12 protein-coding genes are annotated in these 16,627 nt (G+C 61.3%); 6 read left to right on the forward strand and 6 right to left on the reverse strand.

Going from position 1 to position 16,627, the window contains the following annotated elements; translation table 11 throughout:
• Positions 1 to 30 precede the first annotated feature (30 nt).
• The 3 genes from OIS50_RS11515 to OIS50_RS11525 form a co-directional block, all read right to left on the reverse strand.
• Positions 31 to 828, reverse strand: coding sequence for a 3'-5' exonuclease (locus tag OIS50_RS11515; RefSeq protein ID WP_264690792.1), 798 nt, complete (start codon positions 826 to 828; stop codon positions 31 to 33).
• A gap of 455 nt (positions 829 to 1,283) precedes the next feature.
• Positions 1,284 to 1,934, reverse strand: coding sequence for a response regulator (locus OIS50_RS11520; RefSeq protein ID WP_264690793.1), 651 nt, complete (start codon positions 1,932 to 1,934; stop codon positions 1,284 to 1,286).
• Between the two features lie 286 nt (positions 1,935 to 2,220).
• Positions 2,221 to 5,301 carry a sensor histidine kinase gene (locus OIS50_RS11525; protein WP_264690794.1) on the reverse strand — a complete coding sequence of 1,027 codons (3,081 nt, stop codon included), beginning with the start codon at positions 5,299 to 5,301 and terminating at the stop codon, positions 2,221 to 2,223.
• A 138-nt stretch (positions 5,302 to 5,439) separates the two neighbouring features.
• On the opposite strand from OIS50_RS11525, the gene OIS50_RS11530 reads away from it, so the two are divergent.
• Positions 5,440 to 6,114: an MCP four helix bundle domain-containing protein gene (locus OIS50_RS11530; protein ID WP_264690795.1), complete on the forward strand. Its 675-nt coding sequence runs from the start codon at positions 5,440 to 5,442 to the stop codon at positions 6,112 to 6,114.
• A gap of 93 nt (positions 6,115 to 6,207) precedes the next feature.
• On the opposite strand, the gene OIS50_RS11535 is transcribed toward OIS50_RS11530, so the two are convergent.
• Both OIS50_RS11535 and aspS read right to left on the reverse strand, forming a co-directional pair.
• Positions 6,208 to 6,678, reverse strand: a complete 471-nt coding sequence (locus OIS50_RS11535; protein ID WP_264690796.1) for a hypothetical protein — start codon at positions 6,676 to 6,678, stop codon at positions 6,208 to 6,210.
• 9 nt (positions 6,679 to 6,687) lie between these two features.
• Positions 6,688 to 8,448, reverse strand: coding sequence for an aspartate--tRNA ligase (gene aspS, locus OIS50_RS11540; protein ID WP_264690797.1), 1,761 nt, complete (start codon positions 8,446 to 8,448; stop codon positions 6,688 to 6,690).
• A gap of 181 nt (positions 8,449 to 8,629) precedes the next feature.
• On the opposite strand from aspS, the gene OIS50_RS11545 reads away from it, so the two are divergent.
• The 4 genes from OIS50_RS11545 (at position 8,630) to OIS50_RS11560 (ending at position 14,667) form a co-directional block, all read left to right on the forward strand.
• Positions 8,630 to 9,097 carry a hypothetical protein gene (locus tag OIS50_RS11545; RefSeq protein ID WP_264690798.1) on the forward strand — a complete coding sequence of 156 codons (468 nt, stop codon included), beginning with the start codon at positions 8,630 to 8,632 and terminating at the stop codon, positions 9,095 to 9,097.
• A 252-nt stretch (positions 9,098 to 9,349) separates the two neighbouring features.
• Complete coding sequence (locus OIS50_RS11550) at positions 9,350 to 9,922, forward strand: hypothetical protein (RefSeq protein WP_264690799.1); 573 nt, start codon at positions 9,350 to 9,352, stop codon at positions 9,920 to 9,922.
• Between the two features lie 176 nt (positions 9,923 to 10,098).
• Positions 10,099 to 10,998, forward strand: coding sequence for an ABC transporter ATP-binding protein (locus tag OIS50_RS11555; protein WP_264690800.1), 900 nt, complete (start codon positions 10,099 to 10,101; stop codon positions 10,996 to 10,998).
• Between the two features lie 39 nt (positions 10,999 to 11,037).
• Positions 11,038 to 14,667 (forward strand): ABC transporter permease/M1 family aminopeptidase, encoded by a 3,630-nt coding sequence (locus tag OIS50_RS11560; protein WP_264690801.1) that lies wholly within the window; start codon positions 11,038 to 11,040, stop codon positions 14,665 to 14,667.
• 78 nt (positions 14,668 to 14,745) lie between these two features.
• Here the strand turns inward: OIS50_RS11560 and OIS50_RS11565 are convergent, their stop codons facing one another.
• Positions 14,746 to 16,095, reverse strand: a complete 1,350-nt coding sequence (locus OIS50_RS11565) for an SLC13 family permease (protein ID WP_264690802.1) — start codon at positions 16,093 to 16,095, stop codon at positions 14,746 to 14,748.
• 57 nt (positions 16,096 to 16,152) lie between these two features.
• On the opposite strand from OIS50_RS11565, the gene OIS50_RS11570 reads away from it, so the two are divergent.
• Entirely contained in the window at positions 16,153 to 16,602 is a 450-nt protein-coding gene (locus tag OIS50_RS11570; RefSeq protein ID WP_264690803.1) for a nucleoside deaminase, read from the forward strand.
• Positions 16,603 to 16,627 lie beyond the last annotated feature (25 nt).

Consider the following 16,627-nt stretch of genomic DNA (forward strand, 5'->3'; position numbering starts at 1 on the left):
CCTTTTGCAGGTTTCCAATCGACGTTCAGCTTACGCCAACCGCAGCACCGCCATTTCGGGCTGATCGGCGTACACCACGGCCGCGTCGTCGAAGGGGTCGTCGCCGCGGAACTTCATCAGCACGCGGGCGGTGGTAATGATGTCCTTCTGGCAGTACTTCACGATGCGGGGCAAATCGCGCTCCTCGTAGTACACGCGGGCCACGTCGGCCCCGTTGATGTCGTCTTTGGGCGTTGGAATGCCGAACATGGCCGCCAGCAGCGCCAAGGAGGTAAACGATTTCCGGTCGCCGAACTTCCAGAGCTCCATCGTATCGAGGTGGTTTACCTCCCAGGGCTTTTTGCCGGCAATGTCGAGCTGGGGGGGCAGCGCCACGCCGTTGATCATCATGCGGCGCGAGAGGTACGGAAAATCGAACTCCTTGCCGTTGTGGGCGCACAGCATGTGGCCGGGCTTACGGCTGAGCACCTCGGCAAACTCGCGCAGCAAGGTGGCTTCGTCGTCGGCGGCAAAGCTTTTCACCCGGAAGCGCAGCTGCTCCTGCTTGTCGTGGTAAAAGCAACCTAGGGAAATGCACACCACCCGGCCAAACTCGGCGTAAATCCCGGCCTGCGAAAACAAGGCGGCGGCCGAAAGCCGGTCGGGCATGGGCTCGATTTCCTCGGCGCCCCAGCTGGGGTACCCTTGCTGGCGGCGCAGGCTTTGGGCTTTGTGCTCCCAGAGGTGGCGCAGCATGTCGTCGAGCTCGTCGTGGCAACCTACGCAGGGCACGGTTTCAATGTCGAGCACGAAAACGTCGGTGAGCTTGAGGTTGCGGAGTAGCTGCATGGGGCACGGTGGAACAGGGGCGCGGTAACGAAGATAGCCCGCCGCCGCGCTAACTATCAAACGTGCGCAACCATAAAATTGGCTGGGCAAGCCACAAAAAAGCCCGCCCGGCTGGTGTTTCAACCAACCGGGCGGGGGTATGTTTTGCTCACTTCCGGGGCACAGCTGCCGAGCTGCAGGAGGTGTGTCGGGGCTAGGCGGCGGTACCGCGCTAAGCCAGTGCCGGGCGGCCGGTGAGGCACAAGCCCAGCAAAGAAATCAGCAGCTGCCGTCGGGATTTCGCTGACATTGGGGTCGGTCGAAAAAGTGAGCTAACAAACTGACTGCGAGAGTCTGATTGTGTAAAGGTCAATAACCCCGCGGGGAGCTGCAATCACATGATGATGTGATACGATGTGAGGCCACCCTCCCCCACAGCGGGCGGCGGCAACCACCCGCCGCACCTAGGGCCCGGCCTAGGTGAGGCCCTGGCGCAAGGCCTTGCTCACGGCCTCCGTCATGGAGCGCACGTGCAGCTTTTCGTAAATTTTCTTGATGTGCGAGCGAACCGTATCGAGTGAAATGCCGCGGTCGTGGGCAATCATTTTGTAGCTGTAGCCCTCCACCAGCAGCCCCAGAATTTCCTGCTCGCGGGCGCTTAGGTTGGCCGGCGAGTCTTCTTGCTGACGCGGGGCGGTGGGCTTCGGGAACAGGCGCAGCACCTGGCGGGCAATGGCCGGCGTCATGGGGGCGCCGCCGGCGCGCACCTCGCCAATGGCGTCGAGCAGCTTGGCCGGGGGTGTTTTCTTCAGCAAGTAGCCATCGGCACCGGCGCACACGGCCTGAAACACCCGGTCGTTGTCTTCGAACACCGTCAGCATCACCACGCTCACTTTCGGCTGCGAAGCCTTGATGCGCTTGAGTCCTTCGATCCCGTTGATGCCGGGCATGTCGATGTCCATCAGCACCACATCGGGCTTCAGGCGCGGTATGTCGGTTTCTACCTGCTGGCAGTTACCTAGGGCCCCTACCAGCTCCAGGCCAGGCGTGCCCCCTAGCAGGTGGCTGAGGCTAAGGCGCAGGTCGGGGTTGTCTTCGTAAATGAGTACGCGGGTAGAAGCTTCCATATGCTTAACGGTGGTGGATACAAGAGCAAACCAGATGCTGCAAGGTAGCCAAAGCCCCGACGCGCCGCCTCGCATAATGATGTGAGAAAGTGAACACAATGTAGCGGTGTAACGCGGGCTTCAGCCCTCGTTGGCGTGAACGATTGGTGCCGCGCCGTTTAACCTTGGAGTCGGCCGTTCTGGCCAACGCGGGCTAAAGCCCACCCTACACCGCGCTACCGCCCTAGGTCAGAAACAGATATTACTATCCGTGGACGCAGACTACAAAGTCCGCGCTACAACCGCGCTACCGCATCGGCACGCGCAGCTCCAGCTTGGTACCCTGGCCGGGGGCCGTATCAATCTGCAAGCTGGCCCGGATGGCAGCGGCGCGGCTGCGCATGTTGGTCATGCCGTTGCCGCCGCCCTGCGCGGGCGCGTTGGGGTCGAAGCCCACGCCGTTGTCCTCCACGCGCAGCACCAGGTGGCGGTTTTCGTAGTCGAGCTTGATCGTGGCAAATTCGGCTTTGGAGTACTTGGCGAGGTTGTTTACGGCCTCCTTAAACAGCAGAAAAAACTCGCGGCGCGCCCGCATGGGCAGGCGGTGCTCGGTAACCTCGGGCGCTACTTTAAACACAAAGTCGATGCCGCGCGCCTCGAGCACATCGGAGGCAAAGGAGCGCATGCGCGAGGTAACCGACTCCATGCTGTCGTGGGCGGGGTTGATGGCCCACACGATGTCATCCATCGAATCGAGCATGCGCCGCGACGATTCGCCGATTTGCTCGAGCAGCTGCGACGACTGCTCCACGCTGCCCCGCTGCTGGTGCGTGCGGGCCAACTGGCTCAGGATGCTGATGGACGAGAGCGTGGAGCCCATATCATCGTGCAGGTCGCGGGCAATGTTGTGGCGCACCCGCTCCAGGGCCAGCAGCTGACTTACGCGCACCCGGTAGGCCAGAAACAACAAGCCGAACACAAACCAGCTGGCCAGAATGCGGAACCACCACGTTTGGTACCACGGCGGCTCTACCACCAGGCGCAGGGCGGTGCCGGTCGGGTTCCATACCCCATCGTTGTTGGCGGCGCGCACCCGAAAGGTGTAGGTGCCAGGGTCGAGGTTGGTGTAGGTGGCCTGGTGCTGGTTGCCCGCGTCGATCCAGTTCTCGTCGAAGTTCTCCAGCTTGTACATGAAGCGGTGCTTATCGGGCAAGCGGTAGTTGAGGGCCGCAAACTCGATGGAGAACAGGTAGTCGCGTGGGGTCAGGCGGATTTCGCGGCTTTCGGTAATGCTGGTATCCAGCTCGGCCGGTTGGTTGAACTTGCGAAACCGGGTAAGCACCACCGGCGGCGGCACCGGGTTGTGGCGCACCGCGGTGGGGTAAAAGGCCACTACCCCGTTGGGCCCGCCAAACAGCAGGCGGCCATCGGTGGTGCGCAGGTAGGCGCCGGCGTTGTGCTCGTCTTGCGGCAAACCGTCGCGCATGTCATAGGTCCGGAACTTGCCGGTGCTCGGCATAAACTGCGCAATGCCTTTGTTGGTGGCCATCCAGAGGGCGCCGCGGCCATCGGCCGACATGCCGTAGATGACGTTGTTGGGCAGCCCCTGCCGCTCGCGGTACGTCACGAAGCGGCCCTTCTCGGCGTCAACTAGGCAGGTGAGCCCGCCGCCTTCGGTACCGAGCCACAGCCGGCCCTGCTCATCCTCGAGCATGCAGCGCACAAAGTTGTTGCTAAGGCTGTGCGGATCGGTTTGGTTGGCCCGGAAGGTGCGGCAGTGGCCCGTGCGCGGATCAAACAAGCTTAGCCCGCCGCCGCCCACGCCCACCCACATGCGCCCGCGCTTATCCTGAAATACGCAGCGCACAAAGTTGCTGCTGAGGCTGCGCGGGTCGCGGGGGTTGTGCCGGTACACGGCGCTGCGCCCGCTGACGGGGTCGAAGAGGTTGAGGCCGCCTTCGGTACCTATCCACAAGCGGCCCTGCCTGTCCTGATAAATGCAGCGGATAAAGTCGTCGGAGAGGCTGGTAGGGTCGGCGGGGTTGTGGCGAAAGCGCCGGAAACGGCCCGTAGCCGGATCGAGGCAGGCCAGCCCCTGGCTTTGGGTACCTATCCAGAGGCGGCCGTCGCGGTCGGGCAGCAGCGCCCGAATAAAGTCTTCGGGCAGGCTTTCGGGGTCGTTTTCGTTGTGCCGGTACGTGGTGATGCGGCCCGTGAGGGGTTCGAGCCGATGCAGACCTAGGGCTTCGGAGCCAAACCACAGATTGCGGCGCGCATCTTCGGCAATGGCCCAAACCGACCCCGTTACGCGGTGCGGAATGGGCTGCGCGAAGGCGTTGGGTCGTGGGTCGAAGCTGGAAAGCCCGTACTCCGTACCCACCCAAAACAAGCCCGAGCGGTCCTCGAACAGGCTATGCACTTTGTCGGTGGGCAGCCCGCGCGGGGCGTTTGGCTGGTGGTGCCACACCTGAAAGGCACCTGTGCGGGCGGTGTAGCGGCATAGGCCGGCCGAGGTGCCCACCCACAAACGCTGCTGGCTATCTACCAGCAAGTTGCGGATGTCATCGGTAGGCAAGCTACCCTCCTTGCCGGGCTCGTGCTGGTAGTGCACCTGGCGGTTGTTGCTGAGCCCTAGGTAGTACAAACCCATATGCTCGGTGGCAACCCACAGGCCGTTGTCTTGGGTAGGTTCCAGGTCCTTAATGGCGTCGCCGTGTTGCCAGTTGGGCAGCGGCACCAGCGCGCCGGTGCGCTCGTCGGCGTAGCTGATGCGGCCCTCGCCGGTGCCTACCCACACACGCCCGTCGGTGCTTTGGGTGATGCTGCGGATGGAGTTGCCGCGCACGCTGCCGCTTACGCCGGGCCCGTGCTTAAACAACCGAAACTTGCCCGTAGCGGGGTTCAGCAAGTGCAAACCGCCCTCGGTGCCGGCCCAAATGCGGCCTTGGCCGTCGGCGTACACGGCGCGCACAAAGTTGTCGGCCAGGGTGCCGGGGCCGCCGGTTTCGTAGATGCGAAAACGCTCGGTTAGCGGGTCGAAGCAGGCCAGGCCGCCCCCGCCGGTGCCCACCCACATGCCGCCTTTGCTATCGGCGGCCAGGGCCAGCACAAAGTTGCTGCCGAGGCTGCCGCGCACCTGCGGGTCGCTGCGAAACACCCGGAAGGAAGCGCCATCGTAGCGATTGAGGCCATCTTGGGTGGCCAGCCACAGAAAACCGCGCTGGTCCTGGGCTATGGCGTACACGTTGTTTTCCGACAGCCCGTTTTGTGAGGTGAGGGTTCGGAACGTGAGATTTTGGGCCAGCCCCCACGAGCTGGCAAGCAACCAGCAGCACGCCGCCAGCAAAACATACAGCCTAGGTAGCTGCGGAAACCCAAAACGCGCCATTTACTGCAAGTAAGCGGGCGCACCGCAGCTTGCCAAACGTGCTGCTACCTAGACGCCGCCTAACCCTGGTGGGTGCCTAGGTATGCTCCACCGCTTTTGCTATCTTACTCTATAGCATTACTTCTGTTCCTCACCGCCATGAGCCCGCTCCATCGCATCCACCATAAAGCCAAGCCGGCCTTTCTGTTTCTTGTGGTGCTGCTTGTGGTGCTGGGCAGCAGCATCGTCGAGAAACGCCTGATGCACAATGCCACTACCTCGGCAGCTTCGTTGTACAACGACCGACTGCTACCCGCCACGGGCCTGTTTCAGCTCAACGACCTGATGTATGCCAAGCAGCAGTTGCTGGCCAGCTACCTAGGGCACCCCACCGCGGAGCAGCAGCGCTACGCCACCATGCAGCTGGCGGGCCGCAACGTGCAGATTGATTCGTTGGTGAGCCGCTACGAGCAAACCTACCTGGTAGTCGAGGAAAACCGCGTACTCCAGGAGTTCAAACGCAATTTGCACCGCTACAACGCCCACGAAAAACACTTGCTTGCGGCCGCCAACAGCCCATCGGCAGCCGATGTGCAGCAGCTCGCCCGCGAGTTCGACACCATTCACACCGAACTAACCAAGCTGAGCCAGATTCAGCTGCAGGTAGGCCAGGAGCTATCAAAGAGCTCGGCTACAACCGAGAGCAACGCCACCCTGCTCAGCAACCTGCAGATTGCCATTTTGATTGTTTTTGCCTTGGCAATTCAGCAAGTATTGCTGCTTGATCGGCACCCGCTGGTACCTAGGGACCTTAAGAACTTTCGGCTGAATTAAGACGCTGGCCTTATGGCATTCAAAGAGCAGCGCCTAATGCTTCAGGCGCTGCTCTTTGAATGGTATGAGGTTTTAGGTTTGAGAGTCCATAGCTTAGCTAGCGGCTTCCCGATACTGCTGCTGCAAGTGCTTCAATCTCTTTCCGCTGATAGCTAGTTCGCTGATCTGCCATTTGATAAACGGAAGCTCAGTGCTGGGCTGGGAATAATGCAGGCTAACGGCATCATGCCAAAGGGCTACGTTCAGCTGTACCTCTTGCCAGCTTAACCAGCCAGTTAAAGGCGACCAGATGCCGGCCTTGCTCAACTTAAGTGCCGGCAAGGGCGCTTTGCTCCTTTTGTACCATCGCCAGACTTCGTACCCCGTAGCGGCAATGGTGAATCCCCAAATGAACAACAACTGGGGGTTGCGCATCAAATCATGCCCGCAGTTCACGCACACGGCCAAGAACCGGAAAGCATTGTAGACACATAGCAGCATAAACACCACTGCCAGCAGTAGCAGAGGCGTAGGCTTGCGCGTGTAGCGCACCTCTGTTACTGCTGGCAGTGGCGAATCAGGCATTAACGAGAGCTACTTCGCCGCTTCCACTTTCGACTCAATGCTGAGCTCCTTAAGCTGCGCGCCCGAAATCTCCGAGGGCGAGTCAATCATCACATCGCGGCCAGAGTTGTTTTTTGGGAAGGCAATGAAGTCGCGGATCGAGTCGGCGCCGCCGAACATGGAGCACAGGCGGTCGAAGCCGAAGGCGATGCCGCCGTGGGGCGGAGCGCCGTACTCGAAGGCATCGAGCAGGAAGCCGAACTGCGCCTTGGCTTCCTCGTCGGAGAAACCCAGGAGCTTGAACATGCTGGCCTGCACGGCACGGTCGTGGATACGGATGGAGCCGCCGCCGATTTCAGTGCCGTTAATCACCAGGTCGTAGGCGTTGGCGCGCACCTGGCCGGGGTTGCTTTCGAGCAGCGGAATGTCCTCGGGCTTGGGCGAGGTGAAGGGGTGGTGCATGGCGTAGTAGCGGCCATCCTCTTCGTTGAACTCGAGCAGCGGGAAATCGACCACCCACAGCGGGCGGAAGTCCTCTTTGTTGCGCAGACCTAGGCGCTGGCCCATTTCGAGGCGCAGCTCGTTCAGGGCCTTGCGGGTTTTGTCGGCGGGGCCGGCCAAAATCAGCAGCAAGTCACCGGGGTTGGCGTTGAAGGCGGCTTTCCACTGCTGCAGCACTTCCTGCGAGTAGAACTTATCAACCGACGATTTCACGTTGCCGTCGGCTTCTACGCGGGCGTACACCAGGCCGGTGGCGCCTACCTGCGGGCGCTTCACGAAATCAGTCAGCTCGTCGAGCTGCTTGCGGGTGAAAGTAGCGCAGGTGGCGGCGTTGATGCCCACTACCAGCTCGGCGCTGTCGAACACCGGGAAGCCGTGGCCTTTTACCACGTCGTTCAGCTCCACGAACTGCATGGCAAAGCGCGTGTCGGGCTTGTCGGAGCCGTAGAGGCGCATGGCGTCGGCGTAGGTCATGCGCGGGAACTCGCCCGGGTCGAAGCCTTTTACCTCCACAAACATCTGGCGCGTCATGCCCTCGAAGGTCTGCAGTATGTCTTCCTGCGTCACGAAGGCCATTTCGCAGTCAATCTGCGTGAACTCGGGCTGGCGGTCGGCGCGCAGGTCTTCGTCGCGGAAGCACTTCACGATCTGGAAGTACCGATCGAAGCCCGACACCATCAGCAGCTGCTTAAACGTTTGGGGCGACTGCGGCAGGGCGTAGAACTGGCCGGGGTTCATGCGCGAGGGCACCACAAAATCGCGGGCACCTTCGGGCGTGCTCTTGATGAGCACCGGGGTTTCTACTTCCAGGAAGCCTTGGTTATCCAGGTACCGGCGCACCGACTGGGCCAGGCGGTGGCGCAGCTCGAGGTTGCGGCGCACGGGGTTGCGGCGCAAATCGAGGTAGCGGTACTTCATGCGCAGGTCGTCGCCGCCGTCGGTTTCGTCTTCGATGAGGAAGGGCGGCAGCTTGGCGGGGTTGAGCACCTGCAGCGTTTCGGGGCGAATCTCGATGTCGCCGGTGGGCAGGTTGGGGTTCTTGTTGTAGCGCTCGGCTACGCGGCCCGTAATGCTCACTACAAACTCGCGGCCTAGGTCGCGGGCTTGTTCGCGCAGCTCTTCGGCCTCAACGCCTTGCTCAAATACTACCTGAGTAAGGCCGTAACGGTCGCGCAAATCCAGGTAAAGCACGGCGCCTTTGTCGCGGGTGCGCTGCACCCAGCCGCACAGTGTAACGGTTTGGCCAACATTCTCTAGGCGGAGTTCACCGCAGGTATTCGTTCGAAGCATAAGCTCAGAGGTAGGCCCGCCCACGGGGCAGGCAGCCGGACAACTATATCGGAGGCGGCAAAGATAGGCAAGCCACGCACCCGATAGGTACGTAGAACGAGCTTCGTTAATTTTGGCCCGGATTCTGCAAAGGGCGCCTCAGCTACTTCTCAACTCCGGACTTTCTACTCTTACCACCGATATGAAACGCTTTGCGCTGACGCTCGTCGCTGCTACCCTATTGGCCTTGCCCGCCGCCCACGCCCAAACCAAGGTGAAGACGAAAACCAAGTCGGAAACCACGGGCACCGAAATCAAGACCAAATCGGAAGCCGAGCCGGTAGTGCTCGATGGCGCCGTTAAGCGCGTGGAAACGCTTTCGGGCATCGACATTTTCCCGAAGCCGAACTCCAACTCGGTGCTGCTCAGCTTTACGCAGCAGTTCACCAAGCCCGGCACGCTTACCGTTACCGACTACAAAAACCAGCCGGTATACACGCAGCCCCTCGACCCGGCCACCCACACCGGCGCCCCCGTCGACCTAGGCCGCATTCCGGCCGGCACCTACCTGGTAGAGGCCAAAATCGACAACTACCTGTACTGGAAGAAGGTGCGCATCAAGTACCCCTCGGCGCCCGTTGCCACTAAGAAGAAGCGCGGCCGCCGCTAAGGCTTAATAAAGCGCGTCATGCTGAGCGCAGTCGAAGCATTTCTACTGATAGTAATCTACTATTCGACGAAGCGGTAGAGATGCTTCGACTGCGCTCAGCATGACGCGCTTTATTGAAACTAAAAGCCTCCGGTACCCTAGGTGCCGGGGGCTTTTCGTTGCCCCATGAGCAAGGCCGCAGGCTGGGCAAATGAATTGGCACGAAATTCTGTTGGGCGTAGCTGCGTTACTTTGCCGACGATGCATAACTCAATGACGACCTCGCGAAATATCCTCCACCCCGCCCTGTGGCTGCTGCCGCTGCTCCTGCTGCTGGTAGCTTTTGTAGCCCCCAAGCTGAAGAAAGTACAGGTAGCCAAAAACCTGACCGTTGGCGTGCCGGAAGACTTTCAGCCCCTGCCCGACGATGCTATTGCCTCGAAGTACCCGGCCGCCCGCAAGCCGCTGGCCGTGTTCAGCAACCCCGCCGGCCGCGTCGATTTCAGCATTGCCAACAAGCAAACCACCTTTACCGACCGCGACTACGCCCTCTTGCTGAAGGTGTACGAATCGAACCTGAAGCGCACCTACACCAAGGTCGATTTCATCAGCAAGGACATTCGGACCGTGAACAAGCGCGATTTTGTGGTGCTGGAGTTTGTCTCGACGCTGACCGATAACCGCCGCGGCCGCGAGATGATGGCCCCGCTGAAACGCTACCAGCTGATGCAGTACGCCATTTCGGGCGACCAGCTGTACGTGTTCCACTTCAACAGCCCCATTGAGGAGCAGAAGCAGTACCAGCCTGTGGCCCAGGCCGTGATGCAGAGCATTGCGCTGAAATAAATTTGCTGCCCTGCCGGCCTGATTAGGCAACGAAGGCGGCCGAATACGCATCTTGCGCCCGTTGGGTTTTACCCAACGGGCTTTTTTTATGCTCGCGCTTGTAATGCGCACGGCCTAACGCCGATATATTATCCACAATCCACTCTTGCTTTCCACACCCTAACCCTCATACTCGCATGGAACTGGTCATCGAACACCTTTCCAAAACGTACCCCAACGGCACCAAAGCGCTCAACGATGTGTCGCTGCGCATCGAGCCGGGCATGTTTGGCTTGCTTGGCCCCAACGGCGCGGGCAAGTCGTCGCTGATGCGCACGATTTCGACCCTGCAGGAGGCCGATTCGGGCTCTATCCGCCTAGGTGACATTGACGTGCTGAACCAGCCAGAGCGCGTGCGCCAGGTACTTGGCTATTTGCCGCAGGAGTTTGGGGTGTACCCGAAAGTAACCGCCGCCGAGCTGCTCGAGCACTTTGCCGTGCTCAAGGGCATCAGCAACAAAAGCGAGCGGCGCCAAGTGGTTGATGCCTTGCTGCACCAAACCAACCTCTACAACGTGCGCAACAAAAACCTGGGCGGCTACTCGGGCGGCATGAAGCAGCGCTTCGGCATTGCGCAGGCGCTACTGGGCAACCCTAGGTTGATTATTGTGGACGAGCCCACGGCCGGCCTCGACCCTACCGAGCGCAACCGCTTTCATAACCTGCTGGCCGAAATCGGCGAAGACCGCATCGTGATCCTGAGCACGCACATCGTGTCCGATGTGTCGGATTTGTGCCGCCAGTTTGCCATTATCAACAAAGGCCAGGTGCTGTACACCGGCGACCCGCTGCAGGCCATCGAGGAAATGCGCGGGCAAATCTGGCGCCGCCTCATCCGCAAAGAGGAGCTCAGCAGCTACCAGGAGCAGTTCTCGGTGATTTCGTCGCGCTTGTTTGCCGGCCAAACCATTATTCACGTGCACAGCGTGGCGCAGCCCGGCAACGGCTTCGAGGGCGTAGAGCCCACGCTCGAAGACGTGTACTTCGCGCGCATTCATGCGGCCGAGCAAGTAGCCGCCAAACCGGTAGTAGCCTAAGCGTTCCGTTCATCGTCAACTTCTACTTCACACTCGACTATGTTCGGAGAGATATTCCGGTTTGAGTTACGCTACCGCCTGAAAAGGCCGGCCACGTACATCTATTTCGGCCTGATGTTCCTGATGGCTTTCCTGCTGATGCTGGCCCTAGGTGGGCTGTTCGGCGGGGGCATTGTGGTGGGCGACGCCGCCGGCGGCAAGGTGCTGGCCAACTCGCCGTACCAGATCAACTGGCTGCTCACGGCCATCAGCATGTTTGGCGTGTTCGTTACGTCGGCCATTATGGGCACGCCCGTGTTCCGCGACTTCGAGCACCGCACGCATTCGCTCTATTACACGGCGCCCATCAGCAAGCTAGGCTACCTAGGTGGCCGCTTTCTGGGCTCGTTTGTGGTGCTGCTGTTGGTGTTTGCCGGTGCGGGCCTAGGTGCCTGGCTGGCCACGTACTGGCCCGGCCTCGATGAGGCCAAGATCGGTCCGAACCACGCGGCCGCTTACCTGCAGCCTTACCTCACCATCATCATCCCGAACCTGCTGTTCACGGGGGCCATCTTCTTTACCGGGGCCACCCTCACGCGCTCGGCTTTGGCGGTGTACCTAGGCGGCATCGGCTTCTTTGTGCTGTACTCCATCAGCCAAACCCTGCAGCAGGACATTGATAACGACACGCTGCAAAACCTGCTCGACCCGATGGGCGGCGGCGCCGTGTACCTCACGCAACGCTACTGGACGGTAGCCGAGCGCAACGCCATGCTGCTGCCCTGGAGCGACTACCTGGTGCAAAACCGCTTGCTCTGGATGGCCATTTCGCTGCTCATGCTGGCGGCTTGCTACTTCGTATTTCGCTTCTCGTTTGCCAACGCTTCGGCTTCGGGCCCGCGCCCCAAAGCGGGTGCCCTAGGTGTAGCCGATGCCCCCAAGGGCCTGCAGCTGCCGCGCATTACGCCGCGCTTTACCGCGGGTCTGGCCTGGGCGCAGTTCGGGCGCTTGCTGCGGCTCGAGTTCCTGAGCACGGTGCGCAGCGTGTACTTTATGGGTATTGCCGGCGCGGGGGTGCTGTTCCTGGTTATTGCCGGCATGCAAGTGGGCCAGATGTTCGGCACCAACACCTACCCCGTTACGCCGGTGGTGGTGCAGGTGCTGGGCGGCTCGTTCTCGTTGTTCATGCTCATCATCATCACGTTCTACTCGGGCGAGCTGGTGTGGCGCGAGCGTGATTCGCAGATTCACCAGATCTACGACGCCATGCCCATGCCGGGCTGGGTGCCTTTCTCGGCCAAGCTCGGGGCGCTCATGCTTATTCAGGTAGTGCTGCTGGTGGTAGTGCTGGTGTGCGGCGTAACGCTGCAAACCTTCAAAGGCTACTTCAACTACGAAATTGATGTGTACCTGAAGGAGCTGTTCGGCTTCCAGCTGCTCGACTTCTGGATTATGTGCGTGCTGGCCATGCTGGTGCAGGTGCTGTGTAACAACAAGTACATGGGCCATTTCATCATGATCCTGTACTACGCCTTCAACCTCTTCAAAGGGCAGTTGGGCCTCGAGCACAACCTGTACTCCTTCAACTCCGACCCCGGCGTGCGCTACTCGGCCATGAACGGCTACGGGCATTTTGTGTGGCCGTACTTCGCCTTTAAGCTGTACTGGGGGGCATTTGCAGTGCTGCTGGCCTTGGCCTCGTCGCTGCTGTGGCCGCGCGGTACCGAAACGCGTTTTTCGTGGCGGTGGGCACAGGCGCGCTCCTCCATGTCGCCGGCTTTGCGCGGGGTGGCTGGTGTGGCCCTGCTGGTGTTTGCGGGCATGGGCGGCTACATCTTCTACAACACCAACGTGCTGAACGAGTACCGCACCTCCGACGAAACCGAGGAGCTGCAGGCGCAGTACGAGCGGGAGTTTAAGCGCTTCGAGAAGCGCCCGCAGCCGCGCATCACGGCCGTCAACATCGAGGCCGACATTTACCCGGCCGAGCGCGATGTGCACTTCAAAGGCACGTACTGGCTGCTCAACCGCGAAAAGGTAGCTATTGATTCGGTGCAGCTGCTCCACGAGTCCGATGCCGAAGTGAAGCGCCTGGAGCTGGCTCGCCCCGCCAAGGAAGTGCTCAACAAAAAACTGGGCGAGGTGGTGTATCGCATTGTGCGCCTGCAGCAACCCCTGCAGCCCGGCGACTCGGTGCAGCTGCACTTCGACATGGCCTACACCAACCCGGGCTTCCGCAACCGCGGCTCCAACACCAGCATGGTGTACAACGGCACCTTCGTAGGCACGCAGCTATTGCCCCACATTGGTTACCAAGATGGCCTGGAGCTAGGCGACGACGACCTGCGCAAAGACCAAGGCCTGCAGCCCAAGCCGCGCATGGCTTCGGTGCACGACTCGGCGGCGCGCATGAACACCTACATCAGCAACGAGGCCGACTGGATTCGGTTTGAAACGACCGTCAGCACCTCGCCCGATCAGATTGCCATTGCCCCGGGCTACCTGCAGAAAGAATGGACCAAGGACGGCCGCCGCTACTTCCATTACAAAATGGATGCGCCCATCCTCAACTTCTACTCCTTCCTGTCGGCGCGCTATGCCGTGTACAAGGACAAGTGGAAGGACATTCCGATTGAGATTTACTACCAGCCCGGCCACGAGTACAACCTGAAGCGCATGGTGAAGGGCGTGCAGAAGGGCTTGGAGTACTACACCGCCAACTTCGGCCCGTACCAGCACCGGCAAGTGCGTATTCTGGAGTTTCCGGGGTACAGCTCGTTTGCGCAAGCCTTCCCGAACACCATTCCGTTCTCCGAGAGCATTGGTTTCGTGGCCCACGTCGACTCGACCGACCCCAAGGACATCGACTACCCGCTCTACGTAACCGCCCACGAGGTGGCGCACCAGTGGTTTGCCCACCAGATTATTGGCGGCAACGTGCAGGGCGGCACGCTGATGTCGGAAACGCTAAGCCAGTACAGCGCCCTTATGGTGATGAAGCACATCTACGGCGAGGAAAAAATGAAGAAGTTCTTGAAGTACGAGCTGAACTCGTACCTCACGGGCCGCACCACCGAGCGTAAGAAGGAAGTACCGCTGTATTTGGTCGAAAACCAGCCCTACATCCACTACCGCAAAGGCTCGGTGGTGATGTACGCGCTGCAGGACTACCTAGGCGAGAAAGCCGTAAACGCCGCCATCAAGGAATACCGCGACAAAGTAGCTTACCAACGCGCGCCGTATACCACTTCGGTAGAGTTCCTGGGGTACATCCGTAAGCACACGCCCGACTCGCTGCAGTACCTGGTTACCGACCTGTTCGAGCGCATCACGCTGTACGAGAACAAGGTTGATTCGGCCTCGTACCGCAAGCTGCCAAATGGCCAGTACAAGGTGCAGTTCACCGTGAACACCAAGAAGCTGTACGCCGACTCGCTGGGCAACGAAACGCCCGACCTGAAAGCGCGCGACTTTATTGATGTGGGCGTAATTACCCGCAAAAAGGGCAAAGACGGCAAGTACCAGGATGTGCCCATGCTGCTCGAAAAGCGCCGTCTGGTGCCGGGCCTCAACCGCCTGGAGTTTACGGTGCCGCAGAAACCCGACCGCGTCGGCATCGACCCCTTCAACAAGCTCATCGACCGCAACCCCGACGACAACGTGAAGGCGCCCGAGGAGAAGAAAGCCTAGGTGTACTTTTCGTGGTTTCAGAAAAAGGCCCCTGCTGGTACCAGCGGGGGCCTTTTTGTTTGGCGGCAGCCCGTGGAGCTACGGAATGCCAGCCCAGTGCAGCACCGCGCGGCCCGTGAGGCTTATCAGCAAACAGCCGCCCAGCATCAGCAGCAAGCCGGGCACCAGCAGGTCGGCGGGCTTCAGGCCACCTTGGCTGTAGGCCATGGCGTTGGGCGGTGTGCTGATGACGAAGGGCACGCCCATGGACGCCGCCAGCGCCACCAGAATAGCCGTGGAAGGTTCGGGGTAAATGGCCTGCCCCAGCGGAATAAGCATAACCACGGCGGCAGTGTTGCTCATGAGGGCCGAAAGCAATGCGCTGATAATGCACAACCCGAACAAGCCCACCGCGGGCGGCATTTGCTGCCAATTCACCTGGGCCGATAACGTCCGGACTACGCCCGATTGCTCCAGCAGCCGCCCCAGCATCAGCCCGCCGGCAATCAGCATCAGGGTGCTCCAATCCAGCTCGCGCAGGGTTTCGGGGGTGATAAGCCGGATGGCAAACAGCACGGCCGCGCTACCCAGGGCCACCACGCCCGCCGCCACGCCGTGCCACGGCTCGGTTAGCCAGAGCACCACCGTGAGCAGCAGCACCGCCAGCAAGTGGCGGCGGCGCGCATCGGGCGGCAGCGGCTCGGCGGGGGTGACCGGCACGGCCGTGTTGCTACCCCCTAGGTGAAAACGCCACACCACCAGCGCCAGAGCGGCCGCCAGCAAACCCAGAGTAAGCGGTAGAGCAAACAGCATCCAGGCGCCAAACGACACCGGCACCCCGCGGGCGGCGGTTTCGGCCAGGGCCAGGCCGTTGGGGCCGCTCCCGATGGGTGTGGCCATGCCGCCGAAATCGGCGCCAAACGCCACGCCCAGCAGCAAAGCGCGCCGCAGCGCGGCATTGGGCGGCAATTGCTGCAGCAGGGGCTGTAGGCTGGCAAGCACCAGCGCCGAGGCCGCAATGTTCGAAAGCCACATCGAGAGCACGGCCGTGAGCACGCTGGTGAGCAGCAGCAGGCGCAAGCCCGAGCCACCGGCCAGCCGGGTGGTTTGCTGAATGAGGGCGCGGTCGAGGGCGTGGGCGCGGGTGGCGGCACTCAGCACAAAGCCCCCGAAAAACAGCGCCAGCACGGGGTCGGCACCCCAGCCGAGCACTTGGCCCAGGCCGTATTCGGCGGGGTTGTGGCGGCCCAGCCCGGCCGGCACCAGCACCGCCAGCAGCAACGCCGGTACAAAGGGCGGCACCGCCTCGCTCAGCCACAGGGCCAGGCACACGCCGGCCAGCACCAGCGCGGCGCCTTCGGCAAACGTGCTCACCCAGGGCAGCAGAGCACCTATTACCAGGGCGGCTAAGGCACCAATCAGCAGCAAGCGTTTCAGCAACGACGACATCGGCCGTCAAGGTAGCGGCTGCCTGGATTTTTTCGCACACCGCTACCTTTGCCAGCCATGCGAGTGCTACCCCACGACGAACGCCTCATGCGCCAAGCCCTGCGCGAAGCCGAGCTGGCTTTTGCCCAAGGCGAAATTCCGATTGGCGCGGTAGTAGCGCACAACGGCACCGGCCAAATCATCGGGCGCGGGCACAACCAAACCGAGCAGCTGCGCGACGTAACCGCCCACGCCGAGATGCTGGCCCTTACCGCCGCCGCCAACTACCTAGGCAACAAGTACCTGCACGATTGCACGCTGTACGTAACCGTGGAGCCCTGCGTGATGTGCGCCGGCGCCACGGCCTGGGCGCAGGTGCCGCGCGTGGTGTACGGCACCCCCGAGCCCAAGGTGGGCTACTCGCGCCACGGCCAGCTGCTGCACCCTAGGTGCCAGGTGCTTACGGGCGTACTGGCCGACGAATGCGCGACTTTAATGCAGCGCTTCTTTGCCGACAAACGGAAATAGCTACTTTTGGCCGCCTCCGTACCAG

Source organism: Hymenobacter sp. YIM 151858-1 (assembly GCF_025979705.1).
Taxonomy (GTDB): domain Bacteria; phylum Bacteroidota; class Bacteroidia; order Cytophagales; family Hymenobacteraceae; genus Solirubrum.

What these genes read in the sequence shown, in the direction of transcription:
- OIS50_RS11520 (WP_264690793.1), bottom strand. Translation starts at nt 1,934, where the DNA reads ATGGAAGCTTCTACCCGCGTACTCATTTACGAAGACAACCCCGACCTG.
- OIS50_RS11560 (WP_264690801.1), top strand. Translation starts at nt 11,038, where the DNA reads ATGTTCGGAGAGATATTCCGGTTTGAGTTACGCTACCGCCTGAAAAGG.
- OIS50_RS11515 (WP_264690792.1), bottom strand. Translation starts at nt 828, where the DNA reads ATGCAGCTACTCCGCAACCTCAAGCTCACCGACGTTTTCGTGCTCGAC.
- OIS50_RS11535 (WP_264690796.1), bottom strand. Translation starts at nt 6,678, where the DNA reads ATGCCTGATTCGCCACTGCCAGCAGTAACAGAGGTGCGCTACACGCGC.
- OIS50_RS11555 (WP_264690800.1), top strand. Translation starts at nt 10,099, where the DNA reads ATGGAACTGGTCATCGAACACCTTTCCAAAACGTACCCCAACGGCACC.
- OIS50_RS11530 (WP_264690795.1), top strand. Translation starts at nt 5,440, where the DNA reads ATGAGCCCGCTCCATCGCATCCACCATAAAGCCAAGCCGGCCTTTCTG.
- OIS50_RS11570 (WP_264690803.1), top strand. Translation starts at nt 16,153, where the DNA reads ATGCGAGTGCTACCCCACGACGAACGCCTCATGCGCCAAGCCCTGCGC.
- OIS50_RS11545 (WP_264690798.1), top strand. Translation starts at nt 8,630, where the DNA reads ATGAAACGCTTTGCGCTGACGCTCGTCGCTGCTACCCTATTGGCCTTG.
- OIS50_RS11550 (WP_264690799.1), top strand. Translation starts at nt 9,350, where the DNA reads ATGACGACCTCGCGAAATATCCTCCACCCCGCCCTGTGGCTGCTGCCG.
- OIS50_RS11525 (WP_264690794.1), bottom strand. Translation starts at nt 5,301, where the DNA reads ATGGCGCGTTTTGGGTTTCCGCAGCTACCTAGGCTGTATGTTTTGCTG.
- OIS50_RS11565 (WP_264690802.1), bottom strand. Translation starts at nt 16,095, where the DNA reads ATGTCGTCGTTGCTGAAACGCTTGCTGCTGATTGGTGCCTTAGCCGCC.
- aspS (WP_264690797.1), bottom strand. Translation starts at nt 8,448, where the DNA reads ATGCTTCGAACGAATACCTGCGGTGAACTCCGCCTAGAGAATGTTGGC.